Genomic DNA, 24,038 nt, shown 5'->3' with positions numbered 1-24,038 from the left:
GATCATGCAATTGTTTGATAGTCATTGTCACTTGAACTTCGAAACCTTTGCCGAGGATCGTGATAAAACCATTAAACGAGCCCGCGATGCCGGTATTAAAAAATTTATGCTGCCCGGCGTTTGTGTTGGCAGTGATCAGGAGCTTAAGCGCATAACACAGGACTTTAGTGATTGTTATTTTGCGCTTGGCTTACATCCGTATTTTATCGACCAGCACTGCATTGAACATGTCGACACCTTGCAGCAGCAGGTTGATAAATTACTGCAAGACAATAATCCGAACTTTAAAGCGATAGGCGAAATTGGCCTTGATGGTACCTGTGACAACATGGAATTACAGCAGCAACTGCTGCGACAACAGTTGAGGCTGGCGAAGGACCGCGAGTTACCCGTTATCCTGCATCATCGCAAGACCCTGGATAAGACATTAAAATTAGTGCGGGAATCGGGCCCTGAAAAAGGTGTTATTCACGCCTTTTCGGGCAGCTATGAGCAGGGTAAGGCCTGGGTAGAAGCAGGTTATTACCTGGGTATTGGCGGAACAATAACCTACCCCAGAGCGAAGAAAACGAGGGATGCTGTGGCGCGCTTGCCGTTATCGGCCATGGTGCTGGAAACGGATAGCCCTGACATGCCGGTCAACGGTCATCAGGGCGAACGCAATGAACCATTATGTCTGCTCAATACCCTGCAATCTCTGGCAAAACTCAAGGAAATATCAGAGCCTCAGGTCGGTGAGAGGTGCTTTAATAATACCCTCGAGCTGTTTAATCTTTAACCGCCGGTTGCCAGAAGCGATCACGGATCCGGTTAAAGCCCAGCATAATAAAAACCCCTGCCAACATAGCCAGCAACAGTAAAACTCTGCCTTGCTGCATTAACCCTTCATGTGCGGATTGACTGACAGAGAGCAGCTGTTGCCGGTCAAAAATGACTTGTAAGTAGCCATTTACCGGGCCGCTGTCCTTTAATTCGCGAGTAATCACCCAGGGTTCGCTCGGGGAGTTATCTGGCCAGTCAATAACACTGGACGGAGTCCCGCTACTGACGACCTGTTCACCCAGCTGATTGCGTATAACCACAGAGATCACCTGCGGCAGCGACTGCAAGTGATCGGTGCTGGCCTGCAACTGCTCAGTATCCTGGGTTTTTAAGGCGCTGACACTCTGGTGCGCAACCTGCGTTAAAGTTAACTCTATCAGCTGCCGCGTATGTTCTTTCAGCTGCTGCTGTGACTGCAGGCTGGCGATATTCCAGACATTATAAATGATGAGTAACAGTGCTGCTGCCATGGCTAAGCGCAGTAAACGTTTAGCAATCAGCCTTAGCCAGGCCCGGAACTGAGTTTCTGGCCTGAGCAAAGATTGCAGCTTGTCGCTCATTATTATTTTTAACATCGCTCTCCACCCCTGGTGGTAAAAACCGTCGGCGTTATGGTTTCTGATTCAGATTCTACCCTATTTTAATGCACCAGCCACTGTTCAATTCTTTGGCGCTGGCGCTTTCGGTGTTCTTCATCAAGGTCAGCAAACTTTAATAAATCTTCGGTCACATTCAGGGTATCTGCGATACCATAAACTTGCCACAACTCTTCTTCTAACTCATTCGCGCGATGCGCCGAGTAGCGTGACAAATAACTCATCTCTGCCTGAACGAACTGAGTATCCGGTCGCCCGGTTCGGCTTAACTCAAGTTGCACCGCAAGAAATACGGCGTCGGGCAGGCACTGATCGATAAAGGCGTTGATTGTCTCGCTATCAAGCGCATCAACGGCTTGCCATTCAGTTTGCAATACCGACTCACTTTGCTCGCGGTAGAGTTTAATTAGCAGCAGCTTACGCTCTGGCTTGTCTGCCCGGGAAAGATCTTGTAGTGCAGGTATCAGTTCGGTGTGCAGGTTATCGCCACGCAGTACCGGTTGGATATTTAAGCTTTCCGCGCTACTGCCCGGTAGCGAGTTAAGCAGTTGGTGCCAGACTGTAAGCCAGCTCGACAAACCGGCACGGCGCAGGGTAATTTGACGTTTTTTGTTTTGATAAAAAAATAAGGGCACCGTCGGTGGTGACTGGCAATATAAATTTCGCAAACACAGTTCCAGCCCGTGTAGTGAGGAATTTTCGTGTACTAACTGTAATTGCTGCCGATGTTTTTCTATCAAATACTTGAAAAATGCCCGTCCTTCATGGGAGTCCCTGGAATCTGCCGTCCGCAGACTGAGCGTAGTGCCACTCATGTCGACATTAACCACCTGATAGGGCAGATCGTTAAGTTTAAATTTTTTGTGTTGTTTCTCAAAGCCTGTCAATGAGACTAATACCGTATCATCTATTGTTGCTGACAGGGGGTCGTCCAGCTGAATTTTAAGACCATTTACGGACAGATCCATAATCATACCGTCGCGCCGCGTTTTGCCGAGTCTTAGACGACAACGGCTGCGGTAACTAAAGCGCTGCTCCTGGCGTAGATCGGTGAACTCCAGCTTTACCTCTTTTGTGCGCACCGGTATGGCAGGGGCATGGAGAAAAGTCTTTAATGCCCGCACTTTGCTTTTGTCATAATTGTCACCGGCGAAGCATTGCATGCTATCGGTTATGTCGGTAAGCACTCCCAAATACTGAATAGACTGCAGGGCGTCTTTCACTCTGGGGCTTGGCGGCTGCTGGCGAAATGGAATGGGTATATCCAGCGGGACACTTTGCGGTTGCCATGCCTGCTCAGTCTGAACTTCTTTTAAACGAAATTGATAGACCCTGAAACTTGCTTTACGCGCGGCAAAATTAACAAAGGTTTGCCAGTAGCCGCTTTTTATCAGCTCTTCCGCCATAGCTGAGTAATAATGGATCTTACCACGGGCAGTGATACTGAACGTCAGCAAAGTCACCGACGCGCTGGAGTTATCGACAAGCTGCTTTAATAAATAGCGGGAGCGGCGCAAATTAAACATAGAGCCGATGACGATATTATTTTGTTCATTTATCCAGTCTTCAATAATGTGTCGGTTATTATCGGTCGACAGAATGTAGTCCGCGTGTAACTGCTTATTTTGCAAAGAGAAATAAACAGGTAGACTGCTTAGACGGGGCATCAGAAACTGCTCATGTCCCTTATTCATTAATGCTTGATAGGTGTTATCTATATTGATTCGGTAGCGCTTTTTGTAGCCGTTAATAAACTGGGCCAGGAATTGATCAAATTGCTCAGAACTGAAGTTTTCATCGCGACTTAGGCTGAGATAACGGCGATCACCTTGCTGATCGACCGCAATTATGTGGTAAGGCACCGCTAAGTCAGCATCCAACGTAAACTCTTTCGCCAAACCGGTAAAATATACGGACACTGGCTCGCCCACTTCTCCTAATCGGGCTTTATCGACACGAACTCTCAAACCGGTAATCGATATGTCGCTGGTCAGAGCTTTTACTTCCCGGTCGTTGCTATCGGCGAGCCTTACTTCGACCGTAAAGTTCATGCGTTCTTCGGCGCGGTAAGGGTATTGACCAAAATGAAATGTGTCGACCAAATAAGGAGAACGGACCTGGTCATCTTGAGCGAGCTCGGCCCGGGTTGCAACGCGTTCGGCATGTTGTGAATCACGTTTAAGAGCCAGCTCTCGTTCTTTTTCCTGCATGACACGGTTATTGTTTTCCGCCGCCATGATTTGCTCGTAGGTGTCCTGGGTGAAAACACCCTGATAAATTTTTAGACCGCGTTCAAAAAGATCTTTTGCGACCTCATCAAAATAGTGTTTGCGGCCCAGGAACTCATAGGGCTGGCAGTCACCGGCTACCCGATTCCTAAGGTCCACCGTCTGTAAGCACGGAGATGCCAGACGCCGCAGCTCCATTTTTAACTGGAATCGGGTCGGCCCATCTTCTGCTTCCGTCAGGTCGCGAAAAATTGCATCAAACTCCGGCTCGTTAACAACCGGTTTGAGTTGGTCAATCAGTTGCTCGAAATGGTTGCTCGGCATTATGATAATCTGTTTGTATAATAGAGTGCTTTCATGCAGTGCATAATAGAACGAGTTGACGGCTAATGGCAAAAACAAAAACCGCTTACGTGTGTACCGACTGCGGCGCAGACTTTCCCCGCTGGCTGGGTCAGTGTACCGACTGCAAGGCCTGGAATACCCTTTCTGAAGTGCGCCTGGGTAGCGACAAAGTTCACCCGCGTGTCGCTGAACGCAGCGGATTTGCCGGCAGCACCCAGGCCCGGGTGCAAACACTTAACGAAGTTTCGCTGCAGGAGTTACCTCGCTTCAGTACAACGTTTACTGAGTTTGACCGGGTTCTGGGTGGCGGTGTTGTGCCTGGCTCAGCGATTCTGATTGGTGGCTCGCCCGGTGCGGGAAAAAGCACATTGCTTTTGCAGGTCTTATGCCGCTTAGCGCAGTCCCGGCGAACTTTATATGTTACCGGTGAGGAGTCTTTGCAGCAGGTCGCTATGCGTGCGCAGCGACTTAATTTACCAACGGATAAACTGAGGATGCTGGCAGAAACGTCAATCGAAACCATCTGTCAGCTTGCCGACCAGGAACAGCCTGAAATCATGGTTATTGACTCTATTCAGGTTATGCATTTGGCGGATATATCCTCAGCGCCCGGGAGTGTATCGCAGGTTCGCGAGACTGCCGCCTACTTGACCCGTTACGCCAAACAAAAGGGTGTCGCCATTATCCTGGTTGGCCACGTAACTAAAGAAGGGTCTTTAGCTGGTCCAAAGGTGCTGGAGCACTGTATTGACTGTTCGGTTATTCTGGATGGTTCATCGGACTCACGTTACCGGACGCTGCGCGGTACCAAAAACCGCTTTGGAGCGGTTAACGAATTGGGCGTTTTCGCAATGACAGAAGCGGGTTTAAAAGAAGTTTCAAACCCGTCGGCTATCTTTTTACAACGCGGCGAAGAACAGGGTAACGGCTCCGTAGTCATGGTCGTCTGGGAAGGCACCCGGCCCTTACTAGTCGAGATTCAGGCGCTGGTGGATTATTCTGCGTTAGCCAATCCGCGTCGCGTTGCGGTCGGACTTGAAGCGACTCGGTTAGCTCTATTACTCGCTGTTCTGCATCGGCACGGCGGCCTGCAAGTGTCCGATCAGGATGTTTTTGTTAATGTCGTAGGCGGCGTTAAGGTAACTGAAACCTCGGCTGACCTGGCTTTGCTTCTGGCCATTGTGTCGAGTTTTAAGGGCGAGCCGCTGGCACGCGATTTGATTGTTTTTGGAGAGGTCGGTTTGGCTGGTGAAATCAGGCCAGTGCCCAATGGGCTGGAGCGTTTAAACGAAGCGGCTAAACATGGTTTTAAAAGGGCCATAGTGCCGCTGGGTAACAAACCCAAGCAGAGTCCGCCGGGCATGACAGTTACTGCAGTTAAGAATTTACAGGAGGCGCTTGACGCCATCTAGGTAATAGCGCAGCGACCCGAGGCCGCTGCGCGTTTGCACGTTAAAGCTTTTTATTTGCTAATTGGCTTATATTTAATCCGGTGCGGCTCCATTGCCTGCTCCCCGTATTTATCCTTCATATAAGCTTCGTAATCGCTGTAATTACCCTCGTAAAATACAACTTCACCCTCATCGCGGTAATCGAGAATGTGCGTGGCAACGCGGTCAAGGAACCAGCGGTCGTGCGAAATCACCATCACGGAACCAGGGAATTCCAGAATGGCTTCTTCCAGTGCTCGTAAGGTTTCAACGTCCAGGTCGTTGGTTGGCTCATCGAGTAGCAGCACGTTGCCGCCAGCGCGCAATAACTTAGCTAAATGTACCCGGTTGCGCTCACCACCGGATAAATCACCGATACGTTTTTGCTGATCGGTGCCACGGAAGTTAAAACGCCCCACATAGGCGCGACCATTAACCTCAAAGTTACCAATTTTAAGAATGTCATTACCATCGGCAATTTCCTGAAACACCGTTTTACTGTCATCCATGTCATCACGGAACTGATCAACACTAGCTAACTCAACGGTTTCACCGACTTCAATATTACCGTCGTCAGGCTGCTCTTTGCCGCTGATCATACGGAAAAGGGTTGATTTACCGGCGCCGTTAGGGCCGATAATACCAACGATAGCACCTTTTGGAACACTGAAGCTTAAGTTGTCGATTAACTGACGGCCGTCGTAGGCTTTACTGATGCCATTAACATCAATGACCTTGTCACCCAGGCGTGGACCCGGCGGGATAAACAGTTCATTGGTTTCGTTACGCTTTTGGTAATCGCCGCTTTGCAGTTCTTCAAACCGATTAAGACGAGCTTTGCTTTTTGCCTGGCGCCCTTTCGGGTTAGTGCGTACCCACTCAAGCTCTTGCTTAATGGTACGTTGACGAGCTTTCTCGGAGCGTTCTTCTTGCTCCAGCCGTTTTTCTTTTTGCTCCAGCCAACTGGAATAGTTGCCTTCCCATGGAATACCGTAACCGCGATCAAGTTCAAGTATCCAGCCTGCCACGTTATCGAGGAAATAGCGGTCGTGGGTAATAGCAACGACGGTACCGGTATAGTCGTGCAAAAAGCGCTCAAGCCAGGCCACAGATTCAGCATCCAAGTGGTTGGTAGGCTCATCCAGTAATAGCATATCGGGTTTCGATAAAAGCAAACGGCAAATAGCCACACGGCGACGTTCACCACCGGACAGGTTGCCAATTTTAGCATCCCAGGGGGGCAGACGAAGGGCGTCAGCTGCCCGCTCAAGAATGTTATTGATATTATGGCCGTCTTTCGCCTGCAACAGGGCTTCCAGTTCTCCCTGAGCTTTTGCCAGGGCATCAAAGTCGGCATTTTCATCGGCATAGGCCGCGTAAATTTCGTCGAGCTTAGTCAGGGCTTCTTTAACATCAGCTACCGCTTCTTCAACGGTTTCCTGAACAGTTTTTTGCTCGTCAAGCTGGGGTTCCTGGGGCAGGTAACCGATTTGAATTCCGGCCAGCGGCCGGGCTTCGCCCTCAAAGTCCTTATCGACGCCCGCCATAATGCGTAATAACGTTGATTTACCAGCACCATTTAAACCTAAGACGCCAATTTTAGCGCCGGGAAAAAACGATAATGAAATATCTTTTAAAATGGTTTTTTTAGGGGGAACAACCTTGCTCACCCCGGACATGGAATAAATGTATTGCGCCATGCGTCCAACATCCCTTGCTTTGCGGTTAAGAAATTGCAGACAGTTTACTGCGAAAAGCCGCTTACACCCAAATTTGTTTGTGTTGACAAACTAGGCATTAGTGATGATTTTAAGTTAAAATGCCAACATGTTAGGTAACTGCCTTAGATTCAACACAATAAGTGGGAGCTGTAATGCAAAAATCGCAACACACGATAGCGGAATTTGATGCCGAACTGTGGGACGCCATGAGCAAAGAAGTTGAGCGTCAGGAACAACACATCGAGCTGATTGCGTCAGAAAATTATACCAGCCCCAGAGTGCTGGAAGCCCAGGGCTCGCAGTTAACCAATAAATATGCCGAAGGTTACCCGCACAAGCGTTATTATGGCGGCTGTGAGTTTGTTGATGTCGTTGAAGACCTCGCCATCGCACGAGCTAAAGAATTGTTTGGCGCTAAATACGCTAACGTACAGCCGCACTCCGGCTCGCAGGCTAATACTGCCGCCTTTATGGCGTTAATGGAAGCCGGTGATACCTTCCTGGGCATGAGCTTAGCGCACGGTGGGCATTTAACTCATGGTGCCGGTGTCAATTTTTCCGGAAAATTGTACAACGCCGTGCAGTACGGACTATCCGAAGAAACAGGCGAAATTGACTATGAGGAAGTGGCCCGTCTGGCAAAAGAACATCAGCCGAAGGTCATTATTGCCGGATTTTCCGCTTACTCAGGGATTATTGACTGGCAGCGTTTTCGTGATATTGCCGATGATGTTGGCGCCTACTTACTGGTTGATATGGCCCACGTTGCCGGCCTGGTGGCGGCCGGAGTTTATCCAAGCCCGGTGCCTTTTGCCGACGTTATTACCACCACCACTCATAAAACCCTGGCAGGGCCAAGAAGCGGCCTGATCCTGTCAGGTAAAGATGATGAGAAGCTACATAAAAAACTGAATAGCGCCGTATTCCCGGGTAATCAGGGGGGTCCTCTGATGCATGTGATAGCGGCCAAAGCGGTGGCGTTTAAAGAAGCCTTGCTGCCAGAATTTAAAACCTACCAGCTGCAAGTATTAGAAAACGCCAACACTATGGTGGAAACACTGCAACAGCGTGGCTATAAAATTGTCTCTAACGGCACCCAGAATCATTTGTTTCTAGTGGATTTGATTGATAAGGACATTACCGGTAAAGATGCAGATGCTGCGTTAGGGCGTGCTTTTATTACGGTGAACAAAAACACAGTACCTAACGACCCCCGTTCACCTTTTGTGACTTCAGGTCTGCGGCTTGGTACGCCGGCAATTACCCGCCGCGGCTTTAAAGAAGCAGAAGCGCGGCAGGTTGCCAACTGGATCAGTGACGTGTTGGATGATATCAACAACGAGCAAACTATCGAACAGGTACGTGAGCAGGTCAAAGCCCTGTGCGCTAAGTTTCCGGTTTATCAATAAATGATGAGATAACGGAGCGCCCGGATGCACTGTCCTTTTTGCGGAATGCAAGAAACCAAAGTCATTGATTCACGTCTGGTCGCAGATGGTGCATCGGTGCGACGGCGGCGTGAGTGCAGTGATTGTCGCGAACGTTTTACAACCTTCGAGACTGCTGAGCTGATCATGCCCCGGGTGATCAAGTCCGATGGTAGCCGCGAGCCCTTTAACGAGGATAAATTGCGCAATGGCTTCTTGCGGGCGCTAGAGAAAAGACCGGTCAGTCTGGAATTGATGGAGCAGGCTATCAATCGAATTAAATCTGCAATTCGGGCGACTGGCGAGCGCGAGATCAGCAGCGATTTCATCGGTAATCAGGTGATGGACAATCTGAAGCAAATCGATAAAGTCGCTTATGTTCGTTTTGCCTCAGTCTATCGCTCGTTTGAAGACATTCGCGAATTCGGTGAGGAAATCGCTCGACTCAATGATTAGTGCAGAGCAGCTTACTATTGACCATCGATTAATGCACCAGGCATTGATATTGGCGCGCCGTGGTGTACTGACCACAGCTCCTAATCCTGCCGTTGGCTGTGTGTTAGCGCGGGGAGAGCAAGTGGTGGGTGAGGGCTGGCATCAACGAGCCGGCCAGGCTCACGCCGAAGTTAATGCCATTAATGCGGCGGGCTGCGCTGCGCAGGGGGCGACCGCGTACGTTACGCTGGAGCCTTGTAGTCATTTTGGCCGAACGGCGCCCTGTGTTGATGCATTAATTGACGCGGGCGTGGCCAGAGTTGTGGTGGCGATGCAGGATCCTAATCCGCAAGTGGCAGGCAAAGGAATTAAACGTCTGCAGCAAGCAGGTATCAAAGTAGATGTCGGTATTCTGCAAAGCGCGGCACAAGCCCTTAATCCCGGGTTTATTCACCGAATGATAAACCAGTTGCCTTATGTCAGAGTCAAATTGGCCTGCTCGATGGATGGTAAAACCGCCTTAGCCAACGGTAACAGTCAGTGGATTACGTCACCGCAGGCGCGTTCCGATGTGCAGTACTGGCGCGCTCACGCAGATGCGATTTTAACCGGTGCCGACACCGTTTTAATCGATAACCCCCGGTTAACCGTCAGAGCCGGTCAGTGGCCTGCGTCGCGAACCCTACCGGATCCGTTGCCGCAGCCGGTGCGTATTATCATCGATAGCCAAAACCGAATTCATGATGACCTGGCATTGTTTGAACAGCCGGGCCCGGTATGGCTGGTGCGGATAAAAGAAACCGAAGCCAGCCGACATCCCCATTGTCACCAAATTCTGGTGAAAGAGTCGGCATCTGGTAAAGTTGATTTGCATGATGCTATGCTCGAACTGGCGTTAAGAGAAATCAATCTTATCTGGACCGAATGTGGTGCTACCCTCGGGGGAGCTTTGCTACGGCAGCAATTAGTCAGCCAGGTTTTCTTGTATCAGTCCAATTTAGTATTGGGTAACGATGCACAGGCAATGATCCAGTTGCCGATCTTAGAAGAGCTATCAGAAGCTCTGCAGTTAGATATTATAGACGGCCGCCAAGTCGGTCGTGATCGCCGTTTAATCGGTGTGCCAAAATACAACAGGTGAAAGGTTAGTTAATGGGCTTAAACAGCACAGAAGAAATCATCGAGGATATCCGCCAGGGTAAAATGGTCATCTTAATGGATGACGAAGATCGTGAAAACGAAGGCGATCTGATCATTGCCGCTGACTGTGTGACAGCAGAAGCCATTAACTTTATGGCTCGCTATGGCCGCGGTCTGATTTGCCTGACATTAACCGAAGAGCGCTGTCAGCAGCTCAATTTGCCGTTAATGGTAAATAAAAATAATGCTCCCTATGCGACTAACTTTACCGTTTCTATTGAGGCAGCGGAAGGTGTGACAACAGGTATTTCCGCAGCCGATCGGGCAAAAACGGTGAAGGACGCGGTAGCTCCGGATGCGCAGCCGAAAGATCTGGTCATGCCGGGCCATATTTTTCCGCTGAAAGCAAAGCCCGGTGGGGTGTTGAACCGGGCTGGCCATACTGAGGCAGGCTGTGATCTATCGCGTCTGGCTGGCTTTGAGGCTGCCGCCGTTATTGTCGAGATCCTTAATGAGGACGGCAGCATGGCAAGGCGACCCGACTTAGAGAAATTTGCAGCACAGCATCAGATAAAAATGGGTACCATAGCGGATTTAATTGAGTACCGCTCAGTAAAAGAAAAAACCATTGAGCGCGTTGCTGAGTGCCGTCTGCCAACTAGTTTCGGTGAGTTCCACTTGATTACCTATCAAGACTCGATTGATCAGCAGGTCCATCATGCGTTAGTTCATGGCGAGGTTGCGCCGGACAAAGTGACTAATGTCAGAGTTCATCTGCAGGATACCTTTCATGACACCTTGCTGACCGAGCGGGCTGCCAAACGCAGTTGGCCGATTTACAAGGCGATGCGTTACCTTGCTGAACACGATGGCGTGCTGGTAATTATCGGTCGCCAACAGAGCGCTGATGATATTATTGCACAGGTTAAAGAGTTTGAAGCGCAGGATTTGGGTGAACAGCGACCGACAGCCTCCGCCTCCAGTGCATCGAGAAATGTTGGCGTCGGATCACAGATCCTGGCGGATTTAGGTGTCCACAAAATGACGTTAATGAGTTCGCCTAAACGTTATTCAGCATTGTCTGGGTTTGGACTTGAAGTGGTTGATTTCCTCGAAGACAAAGGCTAGAAACACTGATTCTGGCGAGTTTTATTTGCGCGTTATTTGTGTGAGGACCCAACGGTGGTTGGGTACCTCAACGTCATAGCACTCAGCTTGATTAATTAGGTAGCCATTCAGTGCCGCAATTTCTGTAGGTCGTCCGTGCTCAATGTCTGTTAACATTGACGAACGGTTTTGCCGGGTATCGTCAATAACCTGATAAACAGCCTGCCGCGCGTCAGTTGCTTTGAAAGGGTAGCCCGCAAGTGCAGAAACGGCTAAAAATTCATCAATTAACGCAGCGATAAGTGGCTGGTACCTGTCTTTAGCCAACTCCCCGTTCGGAACCCGGTAAATAGCCGTTAAAGGGTTAATAATGCAGTTGATCAGCAATTTATACCAACGCCGCTGCGTGATGTCGTCAACCAGCTGCAAGGGTGCAAAGCTGTTAACCATAGCTTGAGCTATAGGAGGCTGCAATTTAGCAGAGCAGTTTTCAGCATAGTTTGCCAGCCAGCTGGCGCCATTACCTGTATGCTGAATTTGATAAGCCCGGCGGGTAGCTGCGTGGGTTGTAATCATCGTGAAAAGCGGGCGTTTACTGTGCTGCTGCACGATACCGTTATGACTTAAGATAATTGGACATTCGCTGCTGATGCCCAGGTTATCCAAAGCCGCGAGCGCAACACCGATATCGTAGGACTTGACGGCCATGATAACAGCATCGGGCTGCCACTGGTGTTGGTACGTTGGTGTTTCAAAAGACTGCAGGCCATTTTTATCATGAATTTGCCATGTAATCAGGTCAGTTGCACCGGTATTACGGGTAATAAAGGCGATGGCATGTTGCTGCCGCACTAAACCCGCGCTGATCAAGCCGCTGATTGCGCCCGGGCCAAAAACCAGCCAGCGCAGAGGCTTATGTTTCACGGCTGTCTCCTGTGCGCAGTCCTTCCATGCGCGTCAGTGGCTTGCGAATGAACCACAAAAATACCAGGCTCGGTATCACCATTAATGCTGTGAGCAAAAAGAATGTCGCCCAGCTGCCATCGAGGGCGTCAACCACCGCGCCGCTGTATGAGGATAACAAGGTGCGTCCCAGAGTCCCCAGTGAAGCCATTAACGCATACTGTGAGGCAGTAAAACTGCGATCGCAGAGCAAGCTAATAAATGCGACAAATGCAACGGTTGACCAGGCGCTGGTAAAGCCATCGATGACTACTGCGCTTAAAAACAGTGATTCGCTGGGGCCTACCAAAGCTATCCAGGAAAACATTAAATTAGAGGCTGCCATGGCAATACCACCAAACAGCAGGCCTTTAACGATACCTACCCTTAAATTAACTGCGCTGCCGATTAACGCAAAAACAATAGTGACCCACCAGGTAACTAACTTAGAATACGTACCAATCTGCTCGTTAGTAAAACCAATCTCTTTATAAAAAACAATCGACATACGGCCTAAAAAGGCTTCGCCGATCTTGAACAGAAAGATAAAAATTAATACAGAAATAGCAAACCTGGTCCCGCTACGGGTAAAAAATTCCCGGATAGGGGCGACAACCATTTCGTTAATACGAGCAATAAGGTTGGCAGGCGTTTTTGCTTTAGCTGAAAAGGGCTGATGGTAGGTTGAACGCCTTACGACCAGTACCACGCTGGCGATAGCCAGCATAATAACAGCCAAAACCGCGTAAGCGTCCTGCCAAACCCAGCCACTGGCATCGACGATGAAAAAAGGAATTGCGCCCAGGCCTGCATAGCCTGTCCACCAGCCAGCCGTGGCCATCGCGGCGCCGGCGCTTTGCAGCCGGCCCTCAGAAACAGAGAAAGATTCAATTCGGTAAGCATCAATGGCAATATCCTGAGTCGCAGAGCTGATGGCTATCGCCATAGCCAGCAGCCCTACCCAGTGCAAGTGGCTGGCTATCGATAATTGCGAGAGTAATAAACAACAGGCAGCAATAACTAACTGGCATAGCAAGATCCAGCTGCGGCGCTGGCCCAGGTAGCGGGTCAGCAGCGGGAGCTTCGCGCCATCGATAAGCGGTGACCATAAAAAGTTAATCGAGTAAGCACCAAAGACAGCACCAAAGTAACCAATAACAGAGCGTGTTAAACCTTCTTCCTGCAACCAGGCTGATAGTGCTGAGCCAATCATCACCCAGGGGAAACCACTGGCAATGCCAAGGATAAAGATAACCAATACGCGCGGCTGTGTATAAACTTTTAGGTCTTGCCAAAAACTTAAGGGCGCCGTCATCAGTTAGCAGGCACCACATCAATACGCTTCAAAACCGGCGGATTAGCGGGTACATCCCGCCAGCCGGTTTTTTCGTCGTAGGGCAAAGACTCTAACGTAGCCAGCTGCTCCAGTACCTCAATACCAGCGACAACCCGACCGAATACCGTATAGCCCCAGTCCCCGTTATCGGGATTAAGGGACGGGTTGTCATTCAGGTTGAAGAAGAATTGACGGGTGGCGCTGTGTGGTTCTCGCTGACGCGCCATCGCTACTGTGCCGTAGTGATTAAGCAAGCCATTGCCCGCTTCATTGACAATCTCTCCATAACTCGCTTTAGCATTAAAAGCCTGATCGTAACCGCCGCCCTGGATCACAAAGTCCGGCACCAGGCGGTGAAAAATAGTGTCGTTGTAACTGGCTTTTTTAACGTAACGAAAAAAGTTTTTCACCGTTAGTGGAGCAGCCTCACGATTCAGTTCGACAGTGATATCACCGGCCGAAGTGACAAAAACCACGCGAGGGAAAGGATTATCAGGTTGAACCTGGGCGTCAGCCTGACTACTAAAAAGCACACTGAGTAACAATAAAAAGCCCGGCACAATTAGCTGGCTAAGTGTGTCTCCTTTCATAACGAATGCTCCTGATTATTTAGTCTGAGTTTGGGATCCGCGGCGATATCACTAAGAACCGCATGCAGTAAACGCGAAAACTCGCGCTCGAGTACCGCCTCGTCGGGTGTAGCCAAACCTTTTGACTGTAAACGGCCGCGGTAGCTGTTGGTATAGCGCTGATTTTTGTACTCAGCCTCGACACGCAGCAGCAGATGATGCTCAAGCTGGTACTTTACGGTGCCAAGCTGGCCTTCAATCAACGCTTGCTCGATGCTGATGGTCCAGATGAGTGGGCTAGTCGCCGTTTGGTTACCGATCAGCGGTTGTAATGCGGTGCTAATGGTATCCTTTAACGGTTGCCGGGGTGGCGCAAAGTACGCTTTATCGGCAGACTTTTGCACCCGGTAAATATAGGCATGAGTGCGCTGGTCCTGAATAGTTAACTGAGCAACCTTTGGATTTAAACCGTCAGTAACAGGATTTGGGCTAATGAGCAGTGGACCAGGTGCGCTCTGGCACCCTGCCAGTGTGAAGGTCAACGTTGCTATATAAATAATAGCTCGAACAGATCCGATCATTGCTTTCGCCTCAAGTGGAGCATTCAACTGACTAACATTCGTGCTATCATACGGTAAAAGAAGGTTGTGCTTAACCGCTTTAACCGAGTTTTTACACGGGTTAACGCGTTAAGTACTGATAACTGCAGAAGTAATAAGGTCTGGCCGTGAAAAAATATGCTGAGATTACGGGATGGGGCAAATGTCTCCCTCCGGCAGTCATGACAAACGATGATTTAGCCACATTTTTAGAAACCTCTGATGAATGGATTGTGTCACGTACAGGGATCTCAGAACGTCGGGTCAGCCACGTGGGTACTTCGAAACTGGCTACAGTCGCAGCGAAAAACGCGTTAGCGGCTGCTGATCTTGATCCAGCAAGTTTGGATTTGATCATTGTTGGCACTTGTACTGCTGATGAGATTATTCCGAATGTTGCCTCGGCAGTCCAACGGGATATCGGTGCAAAAAATGCCGCTGCTTTTGACTTGAATGCAGCCTGCAGTAGTTTTTTGTACGCCATGCACATGGCGTCGCAGGCAATTCGTACCGGCGCGCATCAGCGCGTGCTGCTGATAGGCGCTGAGCGCTTAACTCGAATCTTAGACTGGACACAGCGCGAAAGTGCAGTGCTGTTTGGTGACGGCGCGGGTGCCATGGTGCTGGAAGCAAGTGACAAAGAATCCGGGTTATTAGCGAGTCACATTAGCTGTGATGCCGATGCCAGAGATGTTTTAAGTCTTGAGTTTGGGTTAAGCTTCGACCGCTTCGGTTTTGACGGCATTATGCCCTTTAGCTTCGTTGGCCAGGAAATCTTTAAACGGGCCGTTAAAGGGATGAACGCAGCGGTCGAGAATGTCTTCCGGCAAACCGGATTAACGACCGACGATATTGATGCTTTGATTCCGCATCAGGCCAACAAACGTTTGATCGATTATCTGGCAAAACTATGTAATGTTCCGACCGAGAAAACGGTAATTAACATTCAAAAATACGGCAATACCTCGTCAGCGACCTTGCCGATCGCGTTTGCTGAAGCGGCTGACAATGGTACCATCAAGCCCGGCGATAAGATAATCTCGGCAGTGTTTGGTGGTGGCCTAACCTGTGGTGCCGGTTTGATACAGTGGGGCGATCGGGTTAAGCCAAAGCAAAATAACCAGTTGCAGCTTGAGCCCGGAACGCAGTCGGCTCTGGACATGATTTTGCCGTTGCATCAGAAAACAGCTGCCGCGTGGAAAAAGCGTGAAAGTGAAGCTAAAGATTGATAACCTTGTCGGCAAGTGGTACAACCAGTTAAGTAACAGATAAGATGAGGTTGTAATGACAGAGCAACAAGTACAGGTTATCGAACAGGATCAGCTGGTCCGTATCCGCTTAAACCGACCGGACAAGAAAAATGCCTTCTCGCAGGCGATGTATCGCATTTGCGAAGAGGCTTTAAAGAATGCAGATAATGACTTAAAGATAAAAGCCGTGGTGTTTGAGAGTAGCGGCGACAGCTTTTCGTCCGGCAACGATCTGAATGACTTTCTGGCGGTAGAAAATCTTGATGAGTCGGCACCTCCGTTCCGTTTTTTGCATACGCTGAATCAAGTCACAGTGCCTGTTGTCGCTAAGGTTAATGGCCTGGCAATTGGTATTGGCACCACCCTGTTATTGCACTGTGATTTAGTTTATAGCAGTGATCAGGCTGTGTTTGCACTACCCTTTGTAAAGCTGGGGCTGCTGCCCGAAGCGGGATCCAGCCTTTTATTGCCGCGTCTTTGCGGTCACCAGAAAGCGTCTGAGCTGCTGTTGTTAGGCAATAACTTTGACGCCCATCAGGCGCAACAGTTGGGTATCGTTAATCAGATATTTAGCGCTGAGCAGCTGGATGAGCAAGTCGAAGCCGTATTAAGTCAGCTGGCCGGACAGTCTGCCCAGGCATTACGTACCAGTAAAAAGCTGATTAAGGCACCGCAGCAGTCCGTTGCCGAACGCATTAGTCTCGAGGCCGGCTATTTTGCCAATGCTTTAGCCTCTGATGCGGCGAAAGAAGCCATAGCAGCCAAATTGCAGAAAAAGTAAGCAGTCGGTACTTAAAGTCTTGTAACACCCGGGCGAGTGCGACATAATGCGCTCGCTTATTTTAAGCGTTATGGTGACTCTATGGGTCCCCTCGCAACGCTAACTGGCGAATCCGGTCAGGCCTGGAAGGGAGCAGCCGTAGTCAGGGATGTGTGTGCCGGGGTGTGGCTGGTAGAGTCGCCACCTTTCTTAAGCTTTCCAGACATGATAACTTGCCCTTAACAGCTGGGCATGGGCTCTAATTAAGCGGGTCAGGTTTCGCTGATAACCGCCACCAATGACGGCCGCTAATGCAATACCGTGGTCACGCGCCATTGTTAATACCATTTTGTCACGGTCAAAAATTCCATTCAGACTTATCGCCAGATGACCAAGCTCATCTTTTTGGTATATATCGACGCCTGCATCATAAAGAATTAAGCTGGGTTGGTGGACTCTGATTAAATCACCTAATGTTTGCCGTACTACCGCTAAATATTCGTCATCAGTGGTATTTTTTTCCAGTTCGATATCAACATTCGAGCGTGATTTTACAAAAGGAAAATTAGACTTGCCATGGACGGAGCAGGTAATAATGCGCGGCTCCTTAGAAAAAATGGTTGCGGTGCCATCGCCCTGATGAACGTCAGTATCAAAAATCAGCACTTTAGCGCTACTGTCCTGATCAATAATATGCCGTGCAGCTAAAGCTAAATCGTTAACTAGACAGAAGCCACTGCCCCAGTCCTTGTGAGCGTGATGGTAGCCCCCTGAGAAGTGAATAGCACAGCCGCTAGCAACAGCTAATTCCGCAGCTTTTATTGTTCCTCCGGCTGACGTTAAGGTTCTCAGCAGTAACTGCTCAGACCAGGGGAAGCCGACCCGTCGCCATTCCTTACGGTCAATACGGTTATTAACTAACTGACGGACATAGTTCGGGCTATGGCAGGTTTTAACTTTTGCCCAGTCGATCGGGGTAGGCTTTACCCACTGTTCTTGCTGCGCTCCATGTTCGACAGCCCATTGCCGCAGTAGCCGATATTTGTCAATCGGATAACGGTGACGCGGCGGAAGTGACAACTGGCTGTAACGGGGATGGTAGATAAAGGGGACAGGCATCAGCGACCTTCTTCCAGTTTTTGTATTTGCGCTTGCAAGTCAGTTATCGCCAGCTGGCATCGGTTTAGACGCTTTTGTTGTTGTTGTGCGGCGTTACTATCGTTGCTCTGCTGCAGATCAGCAACGGCTTTTCCAAGGCGTTGCTCGTAACCATGGTAAGTTGCTAGTTGGGTACGCAACTCGGCCAACCGCGACTGCCTTTTAACTCGCCGGTCCTGCTGTTCGCGCGGTAATTGATGACTATTCAGAGCCGTCTTTAGGGCCAGTAACTGGTTGCTGAACTGTTGTGCAATAAACTCGCCAGCCTCGGCATTTGTCGTGCTTTGTAGTTGCTGCCATAACTGGCAAGTCTCGCTAACATAGTCTATTGCAAGACTCGAACGGCAGCTAAATAAGCCGGGCGCAAACCATTGTTCTGACAACTGGCGTTGCTGTTTACGATTTTTTTCATCCAGTCTTTTCGCCTGTCCGGTGAGCTCTTTCAGGATACCGTCAATTTGCTGCACGTTAGCGCCCTTAAACCTGACTTCTATAGACTTGCATAGTAATGCAATCACCGTGACGAGACAAAATAAATGCTACTTAGGGTTAGCACGTTTAGGCAGATGTAGTAATTACGTTGAAATTTGTAACAGCCTGTTGTTCGACGATCAAAAAGTGATACTATGCTGATGTAGTAGTACCCTTCGGATAGCAAATTTATTTGGTTTACCGGGGGGTAATACAAAAAAACGGACGACAGGATGTCGTCTAGCAACTGTTCTATAAAACACATTAACAGCAATAAACCGATAGCCCCTGCGGCTGTTATAACGCAGTTAATCCTGCTTTGAGTCAGGTTGACAGCGTATAACCATCGTGGGAATATCAAGCGGTTATTGCTTGTGGTTTAAATAGACAGGCAAGAGTTGGATTTGATCTTTTCGTCACTCAAAAACTGGTGTTTCCCGCCCTTAAGTGGTGTGGAAGCGAAGTTAATTAAAATTGGTTGGGAACTATGACCAAAATAATCAAGAGAACCAAGCTCGCTGCAGCCCTGATGGGTGTGATGGCGTTTGCGGGTACCGGCGTAGCCGCTGCTCAGCAAGTTGATGTAGCTAAGCTACAGAACGAAGAACAGAAGATTCTGAATGCTCAAGCGCAATCACAGGAGAAAATTAATTCTCTTTTTGAGCAAAGCCAGGACTTATTAATTGAGTATCGCTCCGTTGTAGCAGAATACGAAAACCTGAAAGTCTATAATGACCATGTTGCAAAACTGGTTGCAGACCAACAGGCGACAATCGATTCTCTGCAGCGTCAAATTGATGGCATCGACGAAACTAAGCAAGGTGTTGTGCCGTTAATGTATGAGATGATCGATGCATTAGAAGAGTTCGTTAAACTGGATCTTCCAATTCATAAAGAAGAGCGGATGAACCGTGTTGCGCGTTTACGCGACATCATGGGTAATTCTAACGTATCAACGTCAGAGAAATTCCGTCAGATTATCGAAGCGTATCAAACTGAAATGGATTATGGCTCAGGCCTGATTTCATACCAGGGTAACTTGCAGGTCGGTGGCCAGGAAGTTGCAGTAGACTTTTTCCACATGGGTCGGGTAGCGTTTTTAGCGCAATCACTGGATCTTAAAAATGCGTGGATCTACAACAACGAATCTGGTGAATGGTCAGCCCTGGAAGACGAGTTTTTGAATCCTCTAACCACAGCGATTCGTATGTCGCGTAAGCAAACGGCTTACGATCTGGTGAAACTTCCAGTATTCGCAGCGGAGAGTGCAGAATGAAAAAAATAGTTAAATCGTTAATGATTGCAGCAGCAGTCAGCCTTTCTGCAGGTACGACTCTCGCTGCTAACGCGCAACAGGATACTGAAGCTAAAAGTTTAGAAGAGCTGTTGCAATTGGTTGAAAAAAACCGGGTTTCTTCACGCGAAATCAGTGCTGAGCGGGAACGTGAATTCACCGCTGCCCGTGCTGACAAGCAAGCGTTACTTAATCAGGCACGACAGCAGTTAAGTGACGAAGAAGCTCGCGGTAAGCGTTTACAGAATCAATTCTCTGAAAACGAAATTACCCTTGCCAATAAAGAGCAAGAGCTAGAAAACGCGAAAGGAACATTGGGTGAAATGTTCGGTGTTGTTCGTGGTGCTGCTACCGAAACCATCGGTCGTATCGCGACATCTATCGTCAGCGCTCAGTACCCGGGCCGTGAAGATGTTCTTGAAAGCCTGGCAGAAGCAAAAGAACTGCCAACGCTTACCGAGCTTGAAGAGCTTTGGACAGCGCTGCTGACCGAGATGGTTCAGTCAGGTAAGGTAGTTACGTTCGAAACTGATGTTTACCAGCTGGATGGTGGTGTTGAGAATAAAGAAATCACTCGGGTTGGTTCATTCAACTTGATTTCTGGTGGTCAATACCTGACTTATAATGATTCGACTGAGCAGGTCCAGCCTTTAGGTCGTCAGCCAGACGGTTACATCACTAGCCAAACAGAAGCCTTTACTGAAACCAGTAGTGGTTATGAAGGCGTTTATCTGGATCCGTCGAGAGGCCAGATTTTGGGTCTGTTGACACAAAAAGCGACTCTGGAAGAACGCTATCACCAAGGTGGTACGGTTGGTTATGTCATCACTGTGGTATTGATTATCGGTCTACTGATTTCAGTATTCAAATTGCTGACTTTGACAGCAGTTGGCGGCAAGATGCGTTCACAGCTTAAAAACATCGACAAGCCATCGGACAAAAACCCGTTGGGTCGTGTACTTAAGGTTTACCACGCTAACAAAAATGCCGATGCCGAAAACCTTGAGCTGAAGCTTGATGAAGCCGTTCTGAAAGAAACACCGAAAGTTGAAAGTGGCGTTAATGTCATTAAGATTCTGGCAGCCATCGCACCGTTATTAGGTCTTTTAGGTACTGTTGTTGGTATGATTGGTACGTTCCAGTCAATCACATTATTCGGTACCGGTGATCCGAAGATCATGGCAGGTGACATCTCAATGGCGTTGGTAACAACGGCTATGGGTCTGATTGCAGCTATTCCATTGATTTTGGCTCACAGCATTGTGGCAGGTCGCAGCAAATCTATTGTTCATATTCTGGACGAACAGGTTGCTGGTATCGTAGCTGCTCATTCGGAGAAGGAGTAATCCCATGCTTTACCTGATGGAACTTTGGGAATCTGTCAGGGATTTTATTGCGACCGGTGGCGATGTCTTGTACATCGTCATGGGGGTACTCTTTCTTATGTGGGTACTGATGATCGAGCGTTATTGGTTCCTCTCAGGCGCATTCCCTAAGCTTCGCAAAAAAATCATTGCGAACTGGGATGCGCGGAAAGATACCACCTCGTGGTACGCACATAAAATCCGTGAAGCATGGATTTCCGAAGCTAACGATAAACTGAATGCACGTATTCTGTTAATCAAAACTTGTGTTGCCTTATGTCCTCTGGTTGGGCTACTGGGTACAGTTACCGGTATGATTTCAGTATTTGAAATCATGGCAGTGCAAGGTACGGGTAATCCCCGTTTGATGGCATCGGGTATTTCGATGGCAACAATCCCGACAATGGCCGGTATGGTTGCTGCGTTATCCGGAATGTTTTTTGCGACTCGACTTGAAAGTAAAGTTCGTCGTGCTAAACAGGGCCTGGTTGACAGTCTGCCACATCATTAAGAGAGTAAAATTATGGCACGTAATCGTATTCGTGAAGAGGAAGATGCGTCGATTGATATGACGCCGATGCTGGACATCGTCTTCATCATGTTGATCTTCTTTATCGTGACAACCTCTTTCGTAAAAGAAGCAGGTATTCAGGTTAATAAACCTGAAGCTAATCAGGCGAACAAAGAGCCTTCAGCTAACATTTTTATCGCGATTCGCGATACTGGTGAAGTCTGGATGGATAAACGCCAGGTCGATGTAGAGCGCGTAGCAGCAAACCTTGAACGTATGCTGGCTGAGCAACCTACTGATCTAGTTGTTATTCAGGCAGACAAAGAAGCTGAACATGGTCGCGTTGTCGAAGTCATGGACCAAGTTAAGGAAGCGGGTATTGATAAGATATCCATAGCAGCGGAGAATAACTAATATGGTGCGCTTTTTAGTATCTTTATTACTAGGTGCCGCCGTTACGTTTGCTTTGTTTGCTTTTATGGCTTACTTAATCGGCGGGGGGGCAAAGAGTAACGAAGCTCCGCCTCCGACGCCGGTCATTGACATCGTAACGTCGCCGCCTGAGTCCGACGTTCAGCAGCGGCAGAGAACGCCGCCGCCACCGCCGCCACCACCAGAGGCGCCGCCTGAGACACCTCAGTCTGAGCCGGATACTTCGGGTAGTGATGGCATGAACATGAACATGGGCTTTGATGTCGATGTTGGAGGAGCAGATACCGGCCTTTCAGGTCCGGGCAACCTGTTGAATCAGGATGGCGATGCAACTCCAATCGTACGTATCGAGCCGCGTTATCCACCGTCAGCTGCCCGTAATGGCACCGAAGGTTGGGTACAACTGCGCTTCACTATTGATGAGCAGGGCGGTGTCACCGACGTTGAAGTAATAGACTCTGAACCTCGTCGAGTATTTGACCGGGAGGCTCGCCGCGCATTGTTGCGTTGGAAGTACAAGCCGAAGGTCGTGGATGGTAAACCTATCCGTCAGGAAGGTATGACCGTTCAGCTTGACTTTACAATGGATGGGCAATAAGAAATGAATGCAGCAATGAAAACATTTGTTAGTGCCTTTGCCTTTGCTTCTGTGTTGGCAACCACACCGGTTGTCGCACAGGATCTCGGTTTCCAACTGCCTAGTCAGGAAACTGTAGAAGCTCAAAAAGAAAGCCGTAAAAACCAGGCCGCCGGACAAAGTACGGGCCGGGCGATTATGGACGCTTTTGAGCTGTACGAGCAAGAGCAACTCCAGGAAGCAATTGACGTCCTTGAAGAAGAATATCCGGAGCTGGAACCAGGCTACGACCAAGCTTACATGGGCCGGTTCCTGGGTACTTTGTACGCGCAGGACGAACAAATTGAACGAGCACTTCGGATTCTTAAAACATCGGCGGACCAAGATGTCTTGGGCTGGAATGATCAGTCTGCGGTATTAAAGCTGGTAGGCCAATTGGCATTGCAGGAAGAACAGTATGATATGTCGATTGACTATCTTACCCAGTGGCTTAAGTTTACGGGTAATTTAGACCCGCAAGTTCTGACTTTCATTGCCAATGCCCATTATCAGAAGAAAGAGTTTAGTGACGTAGTGCCTTTTGCACGAGCTGCGCTGAACAATTCTGATGAGGCAGACAAGAACGTTTACACCCTGCTGATGGCATCGTACTACGAGCGTAAGATGTATCCACAGGCTATTGAAGTACTCGAGGAAGCAATCAATACACTTCCTGGTGTGACGACGTGGTGGCCCCAGTTGGCTCAGTTTTACATGATCGAAGAAGATTACACGAAATCTTTGGCGACCATGGAGGTGGCGTACCTGGCAGGTTATCTTGATAAAGAAAACCAATTTAAAATGTTGGTTCAGCTTTATGATAACGAGGGCATTCCCTACAAAGCGGCCACGACAATGGCTAAGCATATCGAAAGCGGTGATATTGAAGGGTCGGCGAAGAACTTTTCCACGGTAGCTAACAGCTTCCATCGTGCGAAAGAGTTTGAGCAAGCGGTCGCTTGGTATCAACGTGCAGCTGATGCTGCCGAAGATGCGGACGATAAAGGTGAATACCTGCGCAAGCGCGGCAACTTGCTGTTACTTGACGAACAGTACATTGCAGCGACGTCGCCGTTACGTGAAGCGCTGGATTACGTTGAAGAGAGTGACCAGGGCCGTATTTATATGTCGCTGGCGGAAGCCTTCTTCTATGGCGGTGAATACCGCGAAGCCTTACGCTATGCAGAGCGCGCAACCGAGTTTGATGGTCAGCGCCGTTCAGCACGTAGCTGGGTCGGTCATATCCGGTCAACTGCGGACCGTAAAGGCGTTAGCTTGTAAGCTATTATCTGTGTTGCAATTAACGCAATTCAAAAACCCCGATCGGTCATCGGGGTTTTTTATTTTCTTAAGGTATTTGTTAATCTTATGACGTTGGAGTATGATCAAAACCTACTATAGATGGAGAAAATAGTTATGGCTTCTGATACTGAAAAAGACCCTTCAGGTTTCCCGTTTTTATTGGTTGGCTTAGTCATGTTCGTC

Annotated in this window: 23 protein-coding genes and 1 other RNA gene; 15 read left to right on the top strand and 9 right to left on the bottom strand. The window is 48.9% G+C overall.

From position 1 onward, the window contains the following. Nucleotides 1–4 precede the first annotated feature (4 nt). Complete coding sequence (locus tag LG288_RS08410; RefSeq protein WP_404399765.1) at nucleotides 5–778, top strand: TatD family hydrolase; 774 nt, start codon at nucleotides 5–7, stop codon at nucleotides 776–778. Here LG288_RS08410 and LG288_RS08405 read toward each other — a convergent pair. Together LG288_RS08405 and LG288_RS08400 are read right to left on the bottom strand one after the other, a co-directional pair. Continuing rightward, the gene (locus LG288_RS08405; RefSeq protein WP_404399764.1) at nucleotides 768–1,397 is read right to left on the bottom strand and encodes a hypothetical protein; all 630 of its coding nucleotides are present in this window, start codon (nucleotides 1,395–1,397) and stop codon (nucleotides 768–770) included. The two genes, LG288_RS08410 and LG288_RS08405, sit on opposite strands and share 11 nt — an antisense overlap. A 65-nt stretch (nucleotides 1,398–1,462) precedes the next feature. After that, nucleotides 1,463–3,970, bottom strand: coding sequence for a PilZ domain-containing protein (locus tag LG288_RS08400; protein ID WP_404399763.1), 2,508 nt, complete (start codon nucleotides 3,968–3,970; stop codon nucleotides 1,463–1,465). Between the two features lie 65 nt (nucleotides 3,971–4,035). On the opposite strand from LG288_RS08400, the gene radA reads away from it, so the two are divergent. Then, complete coding sequence (radA, locus tag LG288_RS08395; protein WP_404399762.1) at nucleotides 4,036–5,403, top strand: DNA repair protein RadA; 1,368 nt, start codon at nucleotides 4,036–4,038, stop codon at nucleotides 5,401–5,403. 50 nt (nucleotides 5,404–5,453) lie between these two features. Here radA and ettA read toward each other — a convergent pair whose 3' ends face one another. Then, nucleotides 5,454–7,121 (bottom strand): energy-dependent translational throttle protein EttA, encoded by a 1,668-nt coding sequence (gene ettA / locus LG288_RS08390; protein ID WP_404399761.1) that lies wholly within the window; start codon nucleotides 7,119–7,121, stop codon nucleotides 5,454–5,456. A gap of 173 nt (nucleotides 7,122–7,294) precedes the next feature. Between ettA and glyA the strand changes: the two genes are divergently transcribed. Genes glyA through ribBA form a run of 4 tightly spaced genes read left to right on the top strand, consistent with a single transcriptional unit; the run spans nucleotide 7,295 to nucleotide 11,272 of the window. Continuing rightward, nucleotides 7,295–8,551 carry a serine hydroxymethyltransferase gene (gene glyA / locus LG288_RS08385; RefSeq protein WP_404399760.1) on the top strand — a complete coding sequence of 419 codons (1,257 nt, stop codon included), beginning with the start codon at nucleotides 7,295–7,297 and terminating at the stop codon, nucleotides 8,549–8,551. 24 nt (nucleotides 8,552–8,575) lie between these two features. Further along, nucleotides 8,576–9,025, top strand: coding sequence for a transcriptional regulator NrdR (gene nrdR / locus LG288_RS08380; protein ID WP_404399759.1), 450 nt, complete (start codon nucleotides 8,576–8,578; stop codon nucleotides 9,023–9,025). Further along, complete coding sequence (ribD, locus tag LG288_RS08375; protein WP_404399758.1) at nucleotides 9,018–10,145, top strand: bifunctional diaminohydroxyphosphoribosylaminopyrimidine deaminase/5-amino-6-(5-phosphoribosylamino)uracil reductase RibD; 1,128 nt, start codon at nucleotides 9,018–9,020, stop codon at nucleotides 10,143–10,145. Before nrdR ends, ribD begins: the two co-directional genes overlap by 8 nt. A gap of 11 nt (nucleotides 10,146–10,156) precedes the next feature. Continuing rightward, nucleotides 10,157–11,272, top strand: coding sequence for a bifunctional 3,4-dihydroxy-2-butanone-4-phosphate synthase/GTP cyclohydrolase II (gene ribBA, locus LG288_RS08370; protein ID WP_404399757.1), 1,116 nt, complete (start codon nucleotides 10,157–10,159; stop codon nucleotides 11,270–11,272). A gap of 21 nt (nucleotides 11,273–11,293) precedes the next feature. Here the strand turns inward: ribBA and LG288_RS08365 are convergent, their stop codons facing one another. The 4 genes from LG288_RS08365 to LG288_RS08350 are packed head-to-tail and all read right to left on the bottom strand — an operon-like array spanning nucleotide 11,294 to nucleotide 14,679. Then, nucleotides 11,294–12,175: a ketopantoate reductase family protein gene (locus LG288_RS08365; protein ID WP_404399756.1), complete on the bottom strand. Its 882-nt coding sequence runs from the start codon at nucleotides 12,173–12,175 to the stop codon at nucleotides 11,294–11,296. Continuing rightward, nucleotides 12,165–13,508 (bottom strand): AmpG family muropeptide MFS transporter, encoded by a 1,344-nt coding sequence (locus tag LG288_RS08360; protein ID WP_404399755.1) that lies wholly within the window; start codon nucleotides 13,506–13,508, stop codon nucleotides 12,165–12,167. Before LG288_RS08360 ends, LG288_RS08365 begins: the two co-directional genes overlap by 11 nt. After that, complete coding sequence (locus tag LG288_RS08355) at nucleotides 13,508–14,119, bottom strand: peptidylprolyl isomerase (protein WP_404399754.1); 612 nt, start codon at nucleotides 14,117–14,119, stop codon at nucleotides 13,508–13,510. The genes LG288_RS08360 and LG288_RS08355 overlap by 1 nt, the downstream gene beginning before the upstream one ends. Continuing rightward, nucleotides 14,116–14,679, bottom strand: a complete 564-nt coding sequence (locus LG288_RS08350; protein ID WP_404399753.1) for a YajG family lipoprotein — start codon at nucleotides 14,677–14,679, stop codon at nucleotides 14,116–14,118. Before LG288_RS08350 ends, LG288_RS08355 begins: the two co-directional genes overlap by 4 nt. 200 nt (nucleotides 14,680–14,879) lie before the next feature. Here LG288_RS08350 and LG288_RS08345 point away from each other — a divergent pair, with 200 nt between their 5' ends. The 3 genes from LG288_RS08345 to ffs all read left to right on the top strand — a co-directional run bounded on the left by LG288_RS08345 (nucleotide 14,880) and on the right by ffs (nucleotide 16,905). Further along, nucleotides 14,880–15,926, top strand: coding sequence for a beta-ketoacyl-ACP synthase III (locus LG288_RS08345; RefSeq protein WP_404399752.1), 1,047 nt, complete (start codon nucleotides 14,880–14,882; stop codon nucleotides 15,924–15,926). Nucleotides 15,927–15,981: 55 nt separating this feature from the next. Further along, complete coding sequence (locus LG288_RS08340; protein WP_404399751.1) at nucleotides 15,982–16,728, top strand: enoyl-CoA hydratase; 747 nt, start codon at nucleotides 15,982–15,984, stop codon at nucleotides 16,726–16,728. Nucleotides 16,729–16,808: 80 nt separating this feature from the next. Next, an RNA gene (gene ffs / locus LG288_RS08335) (signal recognition particle sRNA small type) lies at nucleotides 16,809–16,905 on the top strand. Nucleotides 16,906–16,917: 12 nt separating this feature from the next. On the opposite strand, the gene LG288_RS08330 is transcribed toward ffs, so the two are convergent. Next, a complete protein-coding gene (locus LG288_RS08330) occupies nucleotides 16,918–17,826 on the bottom strand; it encodes a histone deacetylase (protein ID WP_404399750.1) in 909 nt (302 codons plus the stop codon). Next, nucleotides 17,826–18,332 carry a primosomal replication protein PriC gene (gene priC / locus LG288_RS08325; RefSeq protein ID WP_404399749.1) on the bottom strand — a complete coding sequence of 169 codons (507 nt, stop codon included), beginning with the start codon at nucleotides 18,330–18,332 and terminating at the stop codon, nucleotides 17,826–17,828. Before priC ends, LG288_RS08330 begins: the two co-directional genes overlap by 1 nt. A gap of 491 nt (nucleotides 18,333–18,823) precedes the next feature. Between priC and LG288_RS08320 the strand changes: the two genes are divergently transcribed. The 6 genes from LG288_RS08320 to LG288_RS08295 are packed head-to-tail and all read left to right on the top strand — an operon-like array spanning nucleotide 18,824 to nucleotide 23,834. Continuing rightward, on the top strand, nucleotides 18,824–19,612 hold the full coding sequence (locus LG288_RS08320; RefSeq protein WP_404399748.1) for a DUF3450 domain-containing protein: 789 nt from the start codon (nucleotides 18,824–18,826) through the stop codon (nucleotides 19,610–19,612). Continuing rightward, nucleotides 19,609–20,976 carry a MotA/TolQ/ExbB proton channel family protein gene (locus LG288_RS08315; RefSeq protein ID WP_404399747.1) on the top strand — a complete coding sequence of 456 codons (1,368 nt, stop codon included), beginning with the start codon at nucleotides 19,609–19,611 and terminating at the stop codon, nucleotides 20,974–20,976. The genes LG288_RS08320 and LG288_RS08315 overlap by 4 nt, the downstream gene beginning before the upstream one ends. A 4-nt stretch (nucleotides 20,977–20,980) precedes the next feature. Beyond that, nucleotides 20,981–21,505: a MotA/TolQ/ExbB proton channel family protein gene (locus tag LG288_RS08310; protein WP_404399746.1), complete on the top strand. Its 525-nt coding sequence runs from the start codon at nucleotides 20,981–20,983 to the stop codon at nucleotides 21,503–21,505. Between the two features lie 12 nt (nucleotides 21,506–21,517). Next, nucleotides 21,518–21,919 (top strand): ExbD/TolR family protein, encoded by a 402-nt coding sequence (locus LG288_RS08305; protein ID WP_404399745.1) that lies wholly within the window; start codon nucleotides 21,518–21,520, stop codon nucleotides 21,917–21,919. Between the two features lies 1 nt (nucleotide 21,920). After that, on the top strand, nucleotides 21,921–22,535 hold the full coding sequence (locus tag LG288_RS08300; RefSeq protein WP_404399744.1) for an energy transducer TonB: 615 nt from the start codon (nucleotides 21,921–21,923) through the stop codon (nucleotides 22,533–22,535). A gap of 15 nt (nucleotides 22,536–22,550) precedes the next feature. Beyond that, nucleotides 22,551–23,834, top strand: a complete 1,284-nt coding sequence (locus LG288_RS08295) for a tetratricopeptide repeat protein (protein ID WP_404399743.1) — start codon at nucleotides 22,551–22,553, stop codon at nucleotides 23,832–23,834. Nucleotides 23,835–24,038: the final 204 nt, after the last annotated feature.

The sequence above is a fragment of the Idiomarina seosinensis genome (genome assembly GCF_044797955.1).
Lineage (GTDB): Bacteria > Pseudomonadota > Gammaproteobacteria > Enterobacterales > Alteromonadaceae > Idiomarina > Idiomarina seosinensis_A.
This window is presented reverse-complemented; position numbering and strand designations above follow the sequence as displayed.

Coding starts and splice junctions, on each gene's coding strand:
- glyA (WP_404399760.1), top strand. CDS start 7,295: ATGCAAAAATCGCAACACACGATAGCGGAATTTGATGCCGAACTGTGG.
- LG288_RS08295 (WP_404399743.1), top strand. CDS start 22,551: ATGAAAACATTTGTTAGTGCCTTTGCCTTTGCTTCTGTGTTGGCAACC.
- LG288_RS08355 (WP_404399754.1), bottom strand. CDS start 14,119: ATGAAAGGAGACACACTTAGCCAGCTAATTGTGCCGGGCTTTTTATTG.
- LG288_RS08300 (WP_404399744.1), top strand. CDS start 21,921: ATGGTGCGCTTTTTAGTATCTTTATTACTAGGTGCCGCCGTTACGTTT.
- LG288_RS08310 (WP_404399746.1), top strand. CDS start 20,981: ATGCTTTACCTGATGGAACTTTGGGAATCTGTCAGGGATTTTATTGCG.
- LG288_RS08330 (WP_404399750.1), bottom strand. CDS start 17,826: ATGCCTGTCCCCTTTATCTACCATCCCCGTTACAGCCAGTTGTCACTT.
- LG288_RS08345 (WP_404399752.1), top strand. CDS start 14,880: ATGACAAACGATGATTTAGCCACATTTTTAGAAACCTCTGATGAATGG.
- LG288_RS08400 (WP_404399763.1), bottom strand. CDS start 3,970: ATGCCGAGCAACCATTTCGAGCAACTGATTGACCAACTCAAACCGGTT.
- radA (WP_404399762.1), top strand. CDS start 4,036: ATGGCAAAAACAAAAACCGCTTACGTGTGTACCGACTGCGGCGCAGAC.
- LG288_RS08340 (WP_404399751.1), top strand. CDS start 15,982: ATGACAGAGCAACAAGTACAGGTTATCGAACAGGATCAGCTGGTCCGT.
- LG288_RS08405 (WP_404399764.1), bottom strand. CDS start 1,397: ATGTTAAAAATAATAATGAGCGACAAGCTGCAATCTTTGCTCAGGCCA.
- LG288_RS08360 (WP_404399755.1), bottom strand. CDS start 13,508: ATGACGGCGCCCTTAAGTTTTTGGCAAGACCTAAAAGTTTATACACAG.
- LG288_RS08305 (WP_404399745.1), top strand. CDS start 21,518: ATGGCACGTAATCGTATTCGTGAAGAGGAAGATGCGTCGATTGATATG.
- LG288_RS08350 (WP_404399753.1), bottom strand. CDS start 14,679: ATGATCGGATCTGTTCGAGCTATTATTTATATAGCAACGTTGACCTTC.
- ribBA (WP_404399757.1), top strand. CDS start 10,157: ATGGGCTTAAACAGCACAGAAGAAATCATCGAGGATATCCGCCAGGGT.
- LG288_RS08320 (WP_404399748.1), top strand. CDS start 18,824: ATGACCAAAATAATCAAGAGAACCAAGCTCGCTGCAGCCCTGATGGGT.
- nrdR (WP_404399759.1), top strand. CDS start 8,576: ATGCACTGTCCTTTTTGCGGAATGCAAGAAACCAAAGTCATTGATTCA.
- LG288_RS08315 (WP_404399747.1), top strand. CDS start 19,609: ATGAAAAAAATAGTTAAATCGTTAATGATTGCAGCAGCAGTCAGCCTT.
- LG288_RS08410 (WP_404399765.1), top strand. CDS start 5: ATGCAATTGTTTGATAGTCATTGTCACTTGAACTTCGAAACCTTTGCC.
- ettA (WP_404399761.1), bottom strand. CDS start 7,121: ATGGCGCAATACATTTATTCCATGTCCGGGGTGAGCAAGGTTGTTCCC.
- ribD (WP_404399758.1), top strand. CDS start 9,018: ATGATTAGTGCAGAGCAGCTTACTATTGACCATCGATTAATGCACCAG.